Here is a 14468-nt window from a genome sequence, read left to right as displayed (position 1 = left end):
GTTGTTTTTTGGACAAACAAGCAGATGAAAGGGGCAGGACGCCGATGCAATGGTTTCGTCATACGTTAAAGGATCAGACGCCATATTATGTGTTCTTGGCTGTGCTGTTTCTGGTGGGAGTCGTCTTTGGCGCACTTATGGTAAACGCACTCTCGCTGGAGCAGTTACAGGATTTGTCCCGTTACCTGAAGGATTTTTTTGTAACGGTCAATCAAAACGAACAGGGCTTCGCTGATTCGCAGGCGGCTTCGACCTTTTGGGATAGCGTATCTTTACATCTGAAATGGGTCGGCCTAATTTGGGTGTGTGGCCTTTCGGTTATTGGTCTACCGGGTATTCTTGTATTGAATTTCCTCAAGGGTGTGCTAATCGGATTTTCAGTAGGTTATCTGGTGGGGCAATATTCGTGGAAAGGACTGCTATTTTCTTTGGTTTCAGTTGCTCCCCATAACCTGCTCGTGATTCCGGTACTGCTCGTCTGCAGCGTGGCTGCGATGACTTTTTCCATCCATATGATCAAAACCAAAATACTCGCTACCCGGCCGTCAGACGGAATGCTGCGTCCGTTGCTGTCTTACGCAGGGTTGACTGCTGTGATGATCGTGCTTCTTATTGGTAGCGCGTCCTTTGAAACTTGGATCACCCCGGTTATGATGCAATGGGTCACTCCTATGCTGACAGCTTCCGTGTCATCTTGATCCGTTTCAAAATGTTTGACTTTATTTGTATAGACCCCCTATAATAATAGGAGTGAAAAAAGTGCAGTAGGCAGTAGCTTTGCAGGGGGAGGGAGACACATGGAAGCACGGATCGAAAAAATTAAGCAGCAGCTGCAATCCCAGGGCTACAAACTAACGCCTCAGCGGGAAGCCACCGTCAGAGTTTTACTTGAGAACGAAGATGATCATCTGAGTGCGGAAGATGTATTTATGCTCGTCAAAGAGAAAGCTCCCGAAATCGGTCTGGCAACCGTATACCGTACCCTAGAACTGCTAAGTGAACTGCATGTCGTGGAGAAAATTAATTTTGGTGATGGCGTTGCGCGTTATGATTTGCGCGGCGATACAACCAAACATCACCATCACCATTTGATATGTGTGCAGTGTGGCAGTGTAGATGAAATACTGGAAGATTGGCTTGGACCATTGGAGGAGCGCTTGGAACGGGAATATAACTTTACCGTAGTGGACCATCGTTTGGACTTCCACGGTATTTGTTATCGTTGTAAGGCGAAGAACGATACGACCGCTCAGAAATCTTTGGGCAAATCCAGAAAAAACAAATCTCAGGACTAAAAGCTGACTACCCAAGCTCTCACCGACGAAGATGCGTTCGGGAGAGCTTTTTTGGTTCGGAGCCTGTTGTTCGGGATTAAGCGGTATAAAAAGGAATAGCTTGTCATACCCTTCCATAGAGAGTCCTAATTAGGACCATATTATGGGGAAAAGGCGGCTGATCCACATGGTACTATCGTTGCGGAGAGGACTAAAATGGCTGCGTTTGGTAATCTTGTTCGGTGCGCTGGCATGTATGTTCTTTTTTAGCCTCAGGCTGTTTACAGATTGGATAACACCTGTAGATCATTACCGAATACCGGAAGGACATGCAGTGAAGGTATTTGGCGGACAAAAAGTAAATGAAGGGTCCGAGCATCGAATAGCAGTGTTAGAACGTTTACGTTTCTTTTACTGGTATGGTGAATAGTCTAAGTAATCGGTCTTGATGAGCTTATGAAATGATGAAGGTAGCACACGAAGAAGCAGGCGCTGAGACTGAACCGCTGTATGCAGAACAAGGAGACTTTTGGAACTCATGAAAATGTACATTCAACCTTTCGTTCAATTTATGGAAGAGGAAAAGGGTTTGTCGCGCAGCACTTTGGAAGCGTATCAACGAGACGTACAGCAGTTTGTCGAGTTCGCAGAAAGCTGTGGTATTGAACAGCCGGATAATGTCCAACGGTCACATCTGGTACTGTATTTGGGCCATTTGAAGGAACAGGGAAAGGCTGCGGCGACAATATCACGTAGCGTCGCCTCCATTCGCTCCTTTTTTCATTTTCTTATTCGGGAGGGAATTACGATCCATGATCCGTCTGTTCTGCTGGAGCTGCCCAAAGCGACTAAAAAGAAGCCCTCGGTGCTAACGCAGGATGAGATAGAGCGTTTGCTGGCCGCGCCAGATGTGACTGCCCCGCAAGGGGTGCGAGACAAGGCGATGCTGGAGTTGCTGTATGCGACGGGCATTCGCGTATCAGAGCTGATTGCCTTAAACGTGCGTGACGTGCGCACCGATCTGCGCTTTGTGCACTGTGGCGGCGAGGCAGGCAAGGAGCGTGTTGTACCGATCAGCCGTGAGGCATCACAGTGGGCACAAGCCTATATGGACGAGCAGCGTCTATTATTGCTGAGATCCGGGCAGGGTGAAGAAGCTCAGGTAGAGCAGGATGCCATGTTCCTGAACGTATCTGGACAGCGTCTCAGTAGACAGGGCTTCTGGAAAATGATTAAGAAGTACGGCCAGGAAGCAGGCATAAGCGAGGATATCACGCCCCACACGCTGCGGCATTCCTTTGCGGTACATATGCTGGAGGGCGGAGCGGACTTACGCTCTGTACAGGAAATGCTGGGTCATGCTGATCTGTCAACGACGCAGGTATATGCGCAGACGGCCAGACGGAATATGAAGGAAGTATATGAAAAGCATCACCCGCACGGCGGCAACCGCACTTCTCATGAAAGCAAAGATCGAACATAACGATACTTTGGTTTCATAGAAAATGTGATAATGACTATAACTTTACGATTGTACAAGTCAGGAGAGATATTAATGTCAACAGCCAACCAAGCTACAATTCAGGAAGCAGCAGATTATATCCGCGCCAAGAGCGGAATACGTCCAGAGATTGGCCTTATTCTGGGATCGGGTCTCGGTATTCTGGCCGATTTAATTCAGGATGGAATTAGTATTCCTTATCAGGATATTCCCCATTTTCCTGTATCGACGGTAGAAGGTCATGAGGGTGAATTACTGTTAGGCACGATTGAAGGTCGCGCTGTCGTCATGATGAAAGGGCGCTTCCATATGTATGAGGGCTATGGCCCGCAGCTGACGGCTTTCCCAGTTCGGGTGATGAAGCAATTGGGGATTCAAAGTCTGCTGGTGACGAATGCAGCAGGTGGTGTAAATACTTCCTACGAAGCAGGCGATCTGATGGTCATCTCGGATCATCTTAATCTGACAGGACAAAATCCGCTGATTGGACCAAACGATGCCGGTCTGGGCGTTCGTTTTCCAGATATGTCGGAGGCGTACAGCCGCCGTTTGCGTGAAATTGCCAAGCAAACGGCTAACCAACAGGGCTTCAGCCTGCAGGAAGGTGTATATGCTGGATTGCTGGGACCTAACTATGAAACGCCTGCTGAAATCGTCATGCTGCGTACACTGGGTGCAGATGCAGTGGGTATGTCGACCGTATCTGAGGTTATTGTAGCCCGTCATGCAGGAATTGAGGTACTGGGCTTCTCTTGTATCACGAATATGGCCGCAGGCATTCTGGATCAGCCTTTGTCCCATGGTGAAGTGATGGAGACGGCAGAGAAGGTACGTGAGCAATTTTTAAAACTTGTGCTAGCGATTATTCCACAAATGTAGATTGGGGATCATGTTCAACCGAAGTGGTGGACATATATCCCAAGAGCCCCATATCCAAACGCCTTTTGATGGCGTGGGTATGGGGCTCTTTTTTACATACAGCGGTTGATTTGAGTAACATCTCCTAATGGAGAGGCTGTGTGCTCAATGCAGTTGAATTCGCTTTTTCTGCTACAGCCAGTGTATGTCGTTCTTGCACCTTGATCACAATAACCATAAAAATAATCCAGTAAATGGATAGCGAGTTCAGGAAACGGCTGTCCGTTATATTGTTCAATATGATAAACAGGAAAAAAACAGCTGCCGTCAGCCATGTATACATATCTGCTTTGCCAATTCTAAATTTAAATAAAGTGGTTATGGCGAGTGTAATGGTTGCCAGTAGTCCTGTAAGGCCCACATCGATCCACAGATCTCGGAAACCGCTATGGCTGCTTGTCAGATCAAAACGAATTCCATTCGCATAGATACTGGGCCGGGCTGCCCAGTAGGAGCCATAACCATGTCCGAACCAGTAATGGCTCTGAATCGCACCAGCAATCCCCTGCCAGATTTCCGTTCTTCCAGTTAAGGTCGTTGTCTTTCCGAATTCCGACGCAATCGCATCTCCATAAGTAAAAGTGAACACCAAACCCAAAAGAACGAGCAAGCAGGAACAGCTAATGAAGAAACCACGCAACGCAATGCTTCGGATTCTCTTGAATAGCAATATAAACAATATAAATACGAAGAACGAAGATGTCAGCATCAAAGAGGTGGTAGATTGGCACTTGATGAGCAATAAGGCATTGAGTAAGATGAAGCCAATATGCAAAACTTTATGTTTACCCCTGAAAAAGTAAATGACATGTGAAACAAAACCTAACAGAGAGAGAGTTCCGAGTGTATTCTTATGACCAGAGATGCCCTTCCATAGCCCAGTATGTTCCACGCCACCATGAATAGCAAAGGAGGGAACGAGCAAAACGGCGAGTAAATTGAGTATGCTCAAAATACTTAACGTAACGACTAAGAGACGAATGCAGCCCTGTATTGTATAATGGGTGGCCAAATAGAGCCCAAAGGTAGAGAAGGCAAGAAATTTGAGAACCATCAGCAAGGAAGAGGTCTGCTCTTGTTCAGCCCACAAACAGGAGGCAGCGATGTACAGCATGAGTAAAGTCAGCAACGGATTGTCGGCTAAGGTTGCGATCAATGATCTGAGTGAAGGTAGTAGCATGATATAGCTAAACAACAAGATGAGCAGGGAAATCGTGATAACTCTGGGAGACAAACCCTGACAAGCATAGGGAATCGAAAAAGCCAGTAAACCAGCTACTGTAAGTATATGTTTCACGGTTCCACCGCCTAGATACGTTATGTATCTATAATATACATAACGTATCTTTTTGTACAATAATAATAAAATATTTATTTTCATTTTTCCCACGCCTAGAGCAAGCCCTCTTGTGCATATACTCAGTCCATGCTAAGAAAATGAAGGATTCTTCGGCTGGTCAAAGAGGAACTTTTTACGTTTTTAAACATGGGGGTGTTCGGGTGGCGGATCATTTTTTTACAGACCGTTTGAAGTTGAATTTGAGTGGTACGGGCAAAGAGTTAACGCCGCAGCAATTAAATGAAAATTTTAAAACCATTGAAAAAGAATTCATTGAACGCAGTGTAAACGTAAGCTGGTTTGGAACTGCTGGTGATGGTATTCAGGATGATACGGCAGCTTTGCAGGAATTGATTAATAAGACCCCCGATTATTCTATTCTTCACATTCCCAGTGGACGATACAAAATAACCTCTACCCTACAGATTCGCAAGCAGGGTGTACGCATTTTTGGCATTCATAAGGGCAGATACCGACAAGGCAAAGGGGTTACGTCGATTGAATATTATGGTACGGGCCCTTGTTTTCAAATTGGAGATGAAAGTCTACCAACGTTTAGCGGATTTCAAAATGTGCAGTTTCATGACTTATCGATCCGGTACGAGGGGGCTGACAGAGCCACATTAAATAATCCGTTTTCGCAGTCGGTGAAGCGTGGATATTATGGTAAAGGTACTTTGGGTATTCAGGATTGGAAGGGCGGCGGAGTTGCCCTGGATAATGTCCTAATTGAGCATTTCGAAACGGCTTTTTGGGGCTACGAAAGTGATGTCAATTTATTTAAATGCACAGAGATTAATTACAATAAAACAGGGATTCACTTGCAGAATAGAAGTTCACAGTTTACTAGCATAGCGCTTTTTACATTGGGGAACGATACGGCATTGGATCTGAATAGCTCCAACGGGGCTAGATTTTTGGCTAGCCAGCACATTAAGGATGGAAGTTCCAATGATATTCCCATTCTCATTAATGATTTTATGAACGCTGAATTTATAGGCTGCTGGTTTGAGGGACTAAGCAGAGAGCATAAGATGACAGTACCTTCTTTTATTCAAATTGGTGCTACTAAAGAAACCAAAAATGTGGCATTGCGTGACTCCATTTTAGCGATAGCGGATAAATTCAATGATACCCAATCCGTATGTAACTATTTTGTAGATGTGGTCATTGGCAAAAAAGTTTTGGTGGACGAGGTGGGAGGGTATCCCCGTAATCTAAAAAAGCTTATTTCTTTCTCTGGTAGTTCTTCCACACAGCAGGTGACACTTCGCTCACATTTGGATTTTAACTATAACAATAATCGTTATGACGAGAATAATGGGACAGGGCAGGCTTTGCTGCTGGTCGAGAAATACTCGAACAACGGAATTGAGCATTTGGACGAAACCTTTGTTAAAGCCTACCTGGGAGCGAGACAAAATCTTCCGGCAGGTAGTTGGCAGAAGGTGAAGTTCAATCAAATCAACCAGGATGAGCTGATCGAATTCGATGCGGTGAATAGTCGATGGCGAGCCAAGCGAGCTGGGAAATACAGAATACAAGTCTACATTTCGACCGATCCCCAAGTTGATGGAAACCGTACACGGTTAGCACTTCACTTGAATGATGAGCAGCTTGCCGGGAGTTCCGCCTATGCTTATCTCGATGACAGGATAATTGGCGGACTGAACTATAGTGCATTGAGTGGAGCAATGGAACTTAGACTGGAAGCGAATTCTTTTATTGATATACGGGTGTTCAGTCAAAATGCAATGGATATTCTACCAGGTGGAGGTATCACATATCTCACCGTAAGCCGAATTTAAACAATTATTTCACAGACGATAGATGTTCTGTCATTTTAGATATTGGAAAATGCGCACCATGCTGACTCAGCTTGGTGCTATTTGATGTTTTTAGTCATATGGAATATTTTTCTTTCATTCTGACGACAATGGTTAGCAGCACAGCGAATAGGCCGGAGGAGTAAGTAAATAGGCTCCGGTGGTTTACGCCAATATGTTGAGGAGGGAACCGATTGTGAAGAAAAAAGTGGTGGCGTTCATCCTGGCTTGCCTGGTAGCCTTGACTGCCGTCCCTGTCGGCGGTTGGGCCGAAGAAAGCATACCTGATAGCAAAACCAAAGAGGGATCAGCGGCTGAGCTAGCTCCCCAGGCTCTCTCGGCGATCCTGATGGATGCAGATACGGGCACAGTCATCTATGAAAAAAACAGTCGTGAAAAGCTTCCTCCAGCGAGCATCACCAAGATTATGACGATGTTGCTAACAATGGAGGCCATTCAGGATGGCAAGCTTAAGCTGACCGATAAAGTTCGTGCCAGCGAATATGCATCTTCAATGGGGGGCTCGCAAATTTTCTTGGAGCCGGGAGAAGAAATGACGGTCGATGAGATGCTGAAGGGAATTGCGATGGCTTCAGGCAACGACGCCTCTGTGGCGATGGCTGAGAAACTTGCAGGGTCTGAGCAGGCATTTGTTGAGATGATGAACGCCAAGGTGCAGCAACTCGGGCTCAAGGATACGCATTTTGCCAATTGCAACGGTTTACCCGTAGAGAATCACTATTCTTCTGCGCATGATATTGCGGTTATGAGTCGGGAGTTGTTGAAATACCCGCAAATTACGAAATATACGGGAGCCTATCAGGACTATTTGCGTAAGTCCTCAGTCAAGCCCTTTTGGCTGGTGAATACGAATAAACTTGTCCGTTTCTATACTGGAGCAGACGGGCTGAAAACAGGCTATACGGCAGAAGCAAAGTTCTGTCTTTCCGCTACCGCGAAGCGTGATGGCTTGCGTGTCGTGGCTGTCGTGCTCGGGGAGCCAAATACGAAGATACGCAACAATGAAGTGTCTTCCATGTTCGACTATGCATTTTCTCAATATACAATGAAATCCATATACAAGCCGGGTGAATTGCTGGGCAGCGTAAAAGTTGAAAAAGGCGTGTTGCCAGAGCTGAAAATTCAGGCTGATCGTTCTTACAGTGTGCTGGTGAAAAAAGGTGGCAACAAACAAACGTTGCGTCATGAATTGCAACTGGCCCCAAGCCTCAAAGCTCCTGTCCGGGCTGGTGATCCAGTTGGTAAGCTGGTCGTCTATCAGGATGGACAACGGCTTAAGGAGTTTAATATCACTTCGCCTGTGGCTATCGAGAAGGCCGGATGGTGGAAATTGTTTAAACGTACCATGTCGAACCTATTTTCTTTGTAGATTTTACGGGGTTTTCTTCTAGTTTTGTCGGAGGGCAGGAATCGTCTGCGGCTACGTAGAAATCCTTGTCCAAGACCGGGAGGAGAGTGAGCAAGCATGAACCTGCAAATTGAAATGGAGCATCACCGGGGGGTACTGATTGTAAGGCTGTCTGGTGAGCTTGATCACCATACGTCGGACATGGTCCGTATGCAAATGGATGAGGCGATTCAGCGCCGGCAATGCGAGCATATTGTGCTCAGCCTGAAGAATCTTCAGTTTATGGATAGCTCCGGCCTTGGCGTTATCTTGGGACGGTACAAACTGATCAAGCAAAAGGGCGGAAAAATGGCAGTCTGTGATGTCAATCCGCCAGTACACCGACTGCTGGATATGTCAGGGCTGTTCAAAATCATGCCCATTTATGACAACGAGGGAAATGCGCTCACGGAACTGGAGGTAGTGTCATGAGAGAAGGCACGGGTAACAATTTCATGAGCTTGCAGTTTGCTGCAAAATCCGAGAATGAAGCATTTGCTCGTGTGGCTGTCGCGGCCTTTATTTCCAGGCTTGATCCCACAATGGATGAGCTAAGTGATTTGAAAACCGTGGTGTCTGAAGCGGTGACAAACAGTATCATTCACGGCTATGACAGCGACCCGTCAGGTGTCGTAACGATTAGAGTCGGGATTGAAGCGGACGTGATCACGTTGGTTGTTGAGGACGCAGGCCGAGGAATTGAGGATCTAGAACTCGCCAAGCAGCCTTTATATACGTCCAAACCTGAATTGGAACGCTCCGGCATGGGCTTTACAATTATGGAAAATTTCATGGATGAGTTTGAAGCAGTCAGTGAGCCGGGCAGAGGCACGTCGGTCCGGATGAAGAAAAGGATTGAATCCAAGAAAGCTTTATATAATTAGGAGTTGATCCTATGGAAGCAGGAGGAAAAAAAACTTCGCACAGCTATTTAGAGGATGCGGAAGTCAAGCGGCTTATTGCATTGAGTCAATCCGGTGATAATGAGGCTCGTGAGACACTGGTCAATAGTAATATCCGGCTCGTCTGGTCTGTCGTGCAGCGCTTTATGAACCGGGGGTATGAACCTGACGATCTTTTTCAAATTGGTTGCATTGGCTTGTTAAAATCGGTGGATAAATTCGATCTCAGCTACGAAGTCAAATTTTCAACATATGCAGTACCGATGATTATCGGTGAGATTCAACGGTTCTTGCGTGATGACGGTACACTCAAGGTTAGCCGTTCCTTGAAGGAAACGGCCAATAAGGTCCGCAAAATGAAGGACGAGCTATCCAAACGGCTCAACCGCCTGCCTACAGTCAAGGAAGTTGCTGATGAGCTGGGAGTGACGCCAGAGGACGTTGTTTTTGCGCAGGAGGCCAATAAGCCGCCTACTTCAATTCACGAAACGGTGTTCGAAAATGACGGTGATCCGATTACACTTATGGATCAGATTGCTGACGAATCCCAGGAAAGATGGTTTGACAAGCTGGCACTCAATGAGGCCATTGGCGGACTATCTGAGCGGGAGCGGTTGATTGTGTACCTGCGCTATTACCGGGATCAGACGCAATCAGAGGTTGCAAGTCGGCTTGGTATTTCTCAGGTGCAGGTATCACGGCTGGAAAAAAAGATTTTACAACTGATCCGCGATCAGATTGCCCAATAATAACAGTCAGGATCTTAGTGAAATCCTTATGCTTACGTATTTTTAAAGGGTATTCCAAAGCCATTTTAATGGTCAGGGGTACTCTTTTTTTGCGTGGGATAAAAGACAATACACAGAATAGGTTTCCTTGCTTCGTTCCATACTAACTGATAATTACGAGGATAAGGAGGGGATCGGATGACTCATACTCCGGCTCCTACAGTAGCTCCTATTGTCTACTTGCGGCTCCGCAGCCGTGTCCGCATGATACAAGGACAGGATTTACATTTGGGTGATGTAGCCAATTTGCTGACTAATCCTGAATGGGAAAAGGAACTGCTTGAGCTTGTTCTCAAGCGGCCGCAGCACCAGGACGGTAATCTGATACTGATAGATATGCTGCAGATCATAGCAAAAATTAGAGATCATATTCCGGGGGTCGTAGTTGAATCTCTTGGGAAGCCGCATGTACTTGTCGAACTCGTGGAGAAACCCCGTAAGCCGTCCAAAATACTGTTTGTTTTGGTATGGGTGCTTCTGTTTTTTGGCTCTGCGCTGACAATTATGAATTTTCATGCCGACGTTAGCATGATGGAAGTACAGGTTCGGATTGTGGAGATGATTACGGGACATAAGGATGAGCATCCGTACCTGTTTCAAATTGCTTACTCAATCGGCATCGGCTTTGGCATGATCGTTTTTTTTAATCACTTGTTCAAGAAAAATTGGAACGAGGAGCCGACACCGCTGGAGGTGGAAATGTATCTGTACCAGGAAAATGTGGATCAGTATGTTGTGGCAGAGGAATATGAAAAGATGGCCCGTCTGCAGACAAAGGCTAAGAAACCATGATATTTGTACAGGCTGCACTTCAGATTATTTTAGGTATTGCTGGGGGCCTTGCGGTGGGTAGCGGTGTAATTGCTTTTTTTATTGTGCTGGATATCATGCCGCGATTAGCTCAACTCACCCGTACGTATAAAAAATCACGTGCATACGAAAAGGCAATGATTATAGGTTCAGTGCTGGGGACTGTGGTCGATTTTTGGAACATTTGCTTGCCACTACCGGGCATATTTACATGGATACCTGGGCTATTTTGCGGAGTGTTTATTGGTTTGCTCGCTGCGGCTTTAACGGAGGTATTAAATCTCCTGCCTATACTCGCCAAGCGACTCCACATGACCGTGTATATGCTCGGTCTGCTAATGGCAATGGTGCTTGGTAAGGTGACGGGTTCCTTATTTGACTGGTTTGTATACAACCGTTAACAACGAAAGCGAAGGGGACAAGGAATATGGATCACAGAGCGGATCAAGAGCATCGGGAGCAGCATCAAGAAGACGGGGTAATCGGAAGGAAATATCATACTGGCGAAGAAAAGTTGAGTCCATGGCAGGAAAAGCAGGCGCAGGAATCTGCACGTTTTAAACACAAAAAAGAGAGTGAGCGATCTGATAACGTAGAGGAGTCCGTTCGCTACTGGCAGGCCGAAGATAATATATCGCCGAGGATGAAGGATAACAAGAATACACTTGAAACAGTATTAGGTTTGGGGGAGACCTTTGATGTCGTATTCAGGGAAATGACACTGGGAGGGCGTCATACTGGATATCTGTTCCTGAATACCTTTGCGAAGGATCAAATTATGCTTGAAGTGCTAAAGCGGCTCACCTATCTGACGCCGGATAATCTCTCTTCCGATGGACTACAAGCGTATTTCGAAAACTTTATTCCACATATTCAGGTGGAGAAGACAGATAAGATGTCAGTCGTCATTAACAAGGTACTGACGGGGATGAGTGCCTTTTTCATGGAAGGTGAACGTTTTTCCCTTATTCTGGATACCCGTAATTATCCGGTGCGTAGTCCAGAGGAACCCTCTTTGGAGCGGGTTGTGCGCGGTGCCCGCGACGGGTTTACTGAAACAATGCTTACAAATGTAGGTCTGGTACGCCGGCGTTTGCGGGACCCAGGACTTAAATTTGAGGCTATGCAGGTCGGACGCCGAACTCGAACGGACGTATGCTTGGGCTATATTGACGATATTGTAGATAAGGTGATGGTGGATACTGTACGAGACAAAATTAAAAATGTTAATTTGGATGGTATTCCGCTGGCCGATAAGCAATTAGAGGAGACGATTATCAATAAAGGTTGGAATCCATATCCATTAGTACGATATTCGGAGCGACCAGATGTCGTGGCATCGCATATTATGGAAGGGAGACTCGTTATTTTCGTAGATACCTCACCCAGCGTGATGATCTTGCCTACCACTTTTTTTGACTTGTGTCAGCATGCAGAAGAAAATCGGCAAACCGCTTTTATGGGAAGTTATTTGCGGTGGGTACGTTTTTTAGGCATATTCGCCTCAATGTTTCTGCTTCCGATGTGGCTGCTAATGGTCATCAATCCCGAATTAAAACCAGCTTTTCTTGATTTTATTGGTCCTCAAAAGGAAGCGCATCTTCCGCTGATTGCACAGTTTATCATCGTGGAACTAGGGGTCGATCTCATGCGAATGGCGGCTGTGCATACTCCGACACCACTGGCTTCCGCTATGGGCTTGATCGCAGCCATTCTGGTCGGTGATATAGCGGTTAAGACGGGACTTTTCGTGAATGAGGTCGTGCTGTATATGGCTGTCGCTGCCATAGGAATGTTCGCAACACCGAGCTACGAGCTGGGGCTGGCAAATAGACTGATTCGACTATTCCTGCTGGTTGCTGTTGCGATTTTTCACGTACCGGGCTTTGTCGTGGGTACGACACTGATCATTTTGATGCTGACGCTGCATCGGTCATATAATTCTTCGTATTTGTGGCCGTTCATTCCTTTTAATGCCAAAGCGTTAGCTTCCATCTTGTTCCGTATGCCTGTACTAGATGCGGCTAACCGCCCGTCATCTAACAAAACGAGGGACAATACGCGTATGCCCCATACGGATGCCGACACAGATTCGAACTCAGGCAATGGACAGGAGCATTAATATAAATGATCTGCATAAAAATCCATTGTTCTTGATGTTTTTTTTGCTATACTGGTGTAAACATTCGATGGAATATGACTAGCTTGTTCCAGAAAGAGAGGCGCCAGAACATGTATTTGCATGGAAGCAGTAAAATTAACAGCAATGGACATTTGGAGATCGGCGGTTGTGATACAACGCTTTTGAAAGAGCGTTTTGGCACGCCGCTATATATTGTTGACGAACAGTTAGTCCGCCGGCGTTGCCGGGAATTCATAGAAGCTTTTCGTGAAACTGGATTGAAGTTTCAAGTTGCTTATGCAAGCAAAGCGTTTTGTGTTATGGCGATGTGCGCTTTAGCTGCTGAAGAAGGGATGTCGCTTGACGTTGTTTCCAGTGGAGAATTATTTACTGCGCTACAAGCAGGGTTCCCGGCAGAACGAATCCATTTTCACGGCAATAACAAAACACCGGAAGAAATTGAAATGGCGTTAGATGCGCAAATTGGTTGCTTCGTCGTCGATAGCGAAATGGAGTTGCATTTGTTGCAGGCCCTTGCCTCTGAGAAGGAACAGCAGGTGAATATCTTACTGCGGGTTACACCAGGGGTTGAGGCGCACACGCATGAATATATGGCCACAGGTCAAGAAGATTCGAAATTTGGCTTTGACATTGGGAACGGTACAGCACGCCAAGCAGTGGAACAGGCTATCAAGCTAGATCATCTTAACCTGCTGGGGGTACATTCTCATATCGGTTCGCAAATATTCGAAGTGAATGGCTTCCAAATGGCTGCTGAACGGGTTGCAGCTTTTTCCAGAGAAATTAAGGAACAGCTTCAGTTTTCTTTCAAAGTGATTAATCTGGGTGGGGGATTTGGCATTCGCTACACAGAGGAGGACACACCGCTGAAAGTTTCCACCTATGTGCAGGCTATCGGCGAAGCGGTGAAAACTTATTTTTCAGGACTTTACGATGAACTTCCAGAAATTTGGATTGAGCCGGGACGCAGTATTGTAGGCGATTCAGGCACGACCTTATATACAGTAGGAAGCATCAAGGATATTCCGCAAGTACGTAAATATGTTTCGGTAGATGGTGGGATGACAGATAATCCACGCCCTGCACTGTATCAGGCCAAGTATGAAGCGATGCTGGCTAATCGAGCGCAGGATACGAACGAAGAGACGGTGTCCATTGCGGGCAAATGCTGCGAAAGCGGCGATATGCTGATTTGGGATGTAGAGCTGCCTCGTATAAATAGCGGCGACTTGCTCGCTGTTGCCTCAACCGGAGCCTACAATTACTCGATGGCGAGTAATTATAACCGAATACGTCGACCTGCAGTTGTATTTGTCAACAACGGTGAGGCCGAGTTGGTGGTGCGTCGGGAAACCTACGAAGATATCGTACGCAACGATGTTGTGCCACAGCGCTTGGTTCGTGATCAAGCCAGTCCGGCGGTTCAGCCCAACGCCAAGATTACGGTTTCGTCCTGATTTTAACATTGTAAGATCAAGCAGGCCATTGAGTCGGTAATCATATACCGGGGTCAATGGCCCTTTTTTTTGGACAAGACTTTGCTAAGCGCGGCAATTCAT

General features: G+C 46.3%; 15 protein-coding genes. 14 read left to right on the top strand and 1 reads right to left on the bottom strand.

Annotated elements, in window-relative coordinates; translation table 11 throughout:
• Positions 1-44 precede the first annotated feature (44 nt).
• The 5 genes from spoIIM (at position 45) to MKY98_RS15385 (ending at position 3654) form a co-directional block, all read left to right on the top strand.
• Entirely contained in the window at positions 45-698 is a 654-nt protein-coding gene (gene spoIIM, locus MKY98_RS15405) for a stage II sporulation protein M (protein ID WP_029517288.1), read from the top strand.
• A 99-nt stretch (positions 699-797) separates the two neighbouring features.
• A complete protein-coding gene (fur, locus tag MKY98_RS15400; protein WP_013310789.1) occupies positions 798-1295 on the top strand; it encodes a ferric iron uptake transcriptional regulator in 498 nt (165 codons plus the stop codon).
• 166 nt (positions 1296-1461) lie between these two features.
• Positions 1462-1704 (top strand): YqzK family protein, encoded by a 243-nt coding sequence (locus MKY98_RS15395; protein ID WP_029517289.1) that lies wholly within the window; start codon positions 1462-1464, stop codon positions 1702-1704.
• 108 nt (positions 1705-1812) lie between these two features.
• Positions 1813-2757, top strand: coding sequence for a site-specific tyrosine recombinase XerD (gene xerD, locus MKY98_RS15390; protein WP_029517290.1), 945 nt, complete (start codon positions 1813-1815; stop codon positions 2755-2757).
• 72 nt (positions 2758-2829) lie between these two features.
• A complete protein-coding gene (locus tag MKY98_RS15385) occupies positions 2830-3654 on the top strand; it encodes a purine-nucleoside phosphorylase (protein WP_013310786.1) in 825 nt (274 codons plus the stop codon).
• A 124-nt stretch (positions 3655-3778) separates the two neighbouring features.
• Here MKY98_RS15385 and MKY98_RS15380 read toward each other — a convergent pair whose 3' ends face one another.
• On the bottom strand, positions 3779-4990 hold the full coding sequence (locus MKY98_RS15380) for an O-antigen ligase family protein (protein ID WP_029517291.1): 1212 nt from the start codon (positions 4988-4990) through the stop codon (positions 3779-3781).
• 203 nt (positions 4991-5193) lie between these two features.
• On the opposite strand from MKY98_RS15380, the gene MKY98_RS15375 reads away from it, so the two are divergent.
• The 9 genes from MKY98_RS15375 (at position 5194) to lysA (ending at position 14366) form a co-directional block, all read left to right on the top strand.
• A complete protein-coding gene (locus tag MKY98_RS15375) occupies positions 5194-6840 on the top strand; it encodes a glycosyl hydrolase family 28-related protein (protein ID WP_029517292.1) in 1647 nt (548 codons plus the stop codon).
• 214 nt (positions 6841-7054) lie between these two features.
• Positions 7055-8248: a D-alanyl-D-alanine carboxypeptidase family protein gene (locus MKY98_RS15370; protein ID WP_029517293.1), complete on the top strand. Its 1194-nt coding sequence runs from the start codon at positions 7055-7057 to the stop codon at positions 8246-8248.
• Positions 8249-8344: 96 nt separating this feature from the next.
• Positions 8345-8698: an anti-sigma F factor antagonist gene (spoIIAA, locus tag MKY98_RS15365; protein ID WP_013310782.1), complete on the top strand. Its 354-nt coding sequence runs from the start codon at positions 8345-8347 to the stop codon at positions 8696-8698.
• The gene (spoIIAB, locus tag MKY98_RS15360) at positions 8695-9150 is read left to right on the top strand and encodes an anti-sigma F factor (protein ID WP_069012715.1); all 456 of its coding nucleotides are present in this window, start codon (positions 8695-8697) and stop codon (positions 9148-9150) included. Before spoIIAA ends, spoIIAB begins: the two co-directional genes overlap by 4 nt.
• Positions 9151-9161: 11 nt before the next feature.
• Complete coding sequence (gene sigF, locus MKY98_RS15355) at positions 9162-9917, top strand: RNA polymerase sporulation sigma factor SigF (protein WP_023989213.1); 756 nt, start codon at positions 9162-9164, stop codon at positions 9915-9917.
• 177 nt (positions 9918-10094) lie between these two features.
• A complete protein-coding gene (locus tag MKY98_RS15350) occupies positions 10095-10748 on the top strand; it encodes a stage V sporulation protein AA (RefSeq protein WP_029517295.1) in 654 nt (217 codons plus the stop codon).
• The gene (locus MKY98_RS15345; protein WP_029517296.1) at positions 10745-11167 is read left to right on the top strand and encodes a stage V sporulation protein AB; all 423 of its coding nucleotides are present in this window, start codon (positions 10745-10747) and stop codon (positions 11165-11167) included. The genes MKY98_RS15350 and MKY98_RS15345 overlap by 4 nt, the downstream gene beginning before the upstream one ends.
• A gap of 26 nt (positions 11168-11193) precedes the next feature.
• Positions 11194-12888 (top strand): spore germination protein, encoded by a 1695-nt coding sequence (locus tag MKY98_RS15340; protein WP_069012714.1) that lies wholly within the window; start codon positions 11194-11196, stop codon positions 12886-12888.
• A 110-nt stretch (positions 12889-12998) separates the two neighbouring features.
• Positions 12999-14366 carry a diaminopimelate decarboxylase gene (lysA, locus tag MKY98_RS15335; protein ID WP_069012713.1) on the top strand — a complete coding sequence of 456 codons (1368 nt, stop codon included), beginning with the start codon at positions 12999-13001 and terminating at the stop codon, positions 14364-14366.
• Positions 14367-14468: the final 102 nt, after the last annotated feature.

The sequence above is a fragment of the Paenibacillus sp. FSL M8-0228 genome (assembly GCF_038007385.1).
GTDB classification, from domain to species: domain Bacteria; phylum Bacillota; class Bacilli; order Paenibacillales; family Paenibacillaceae; genus Paenibacillus; species Paenibacillus polymyxa_D.
Note: the sequence above shows the minus strand (reverse complement) of the source record. Positions and strands in the feature narration are given on the sequence as shown.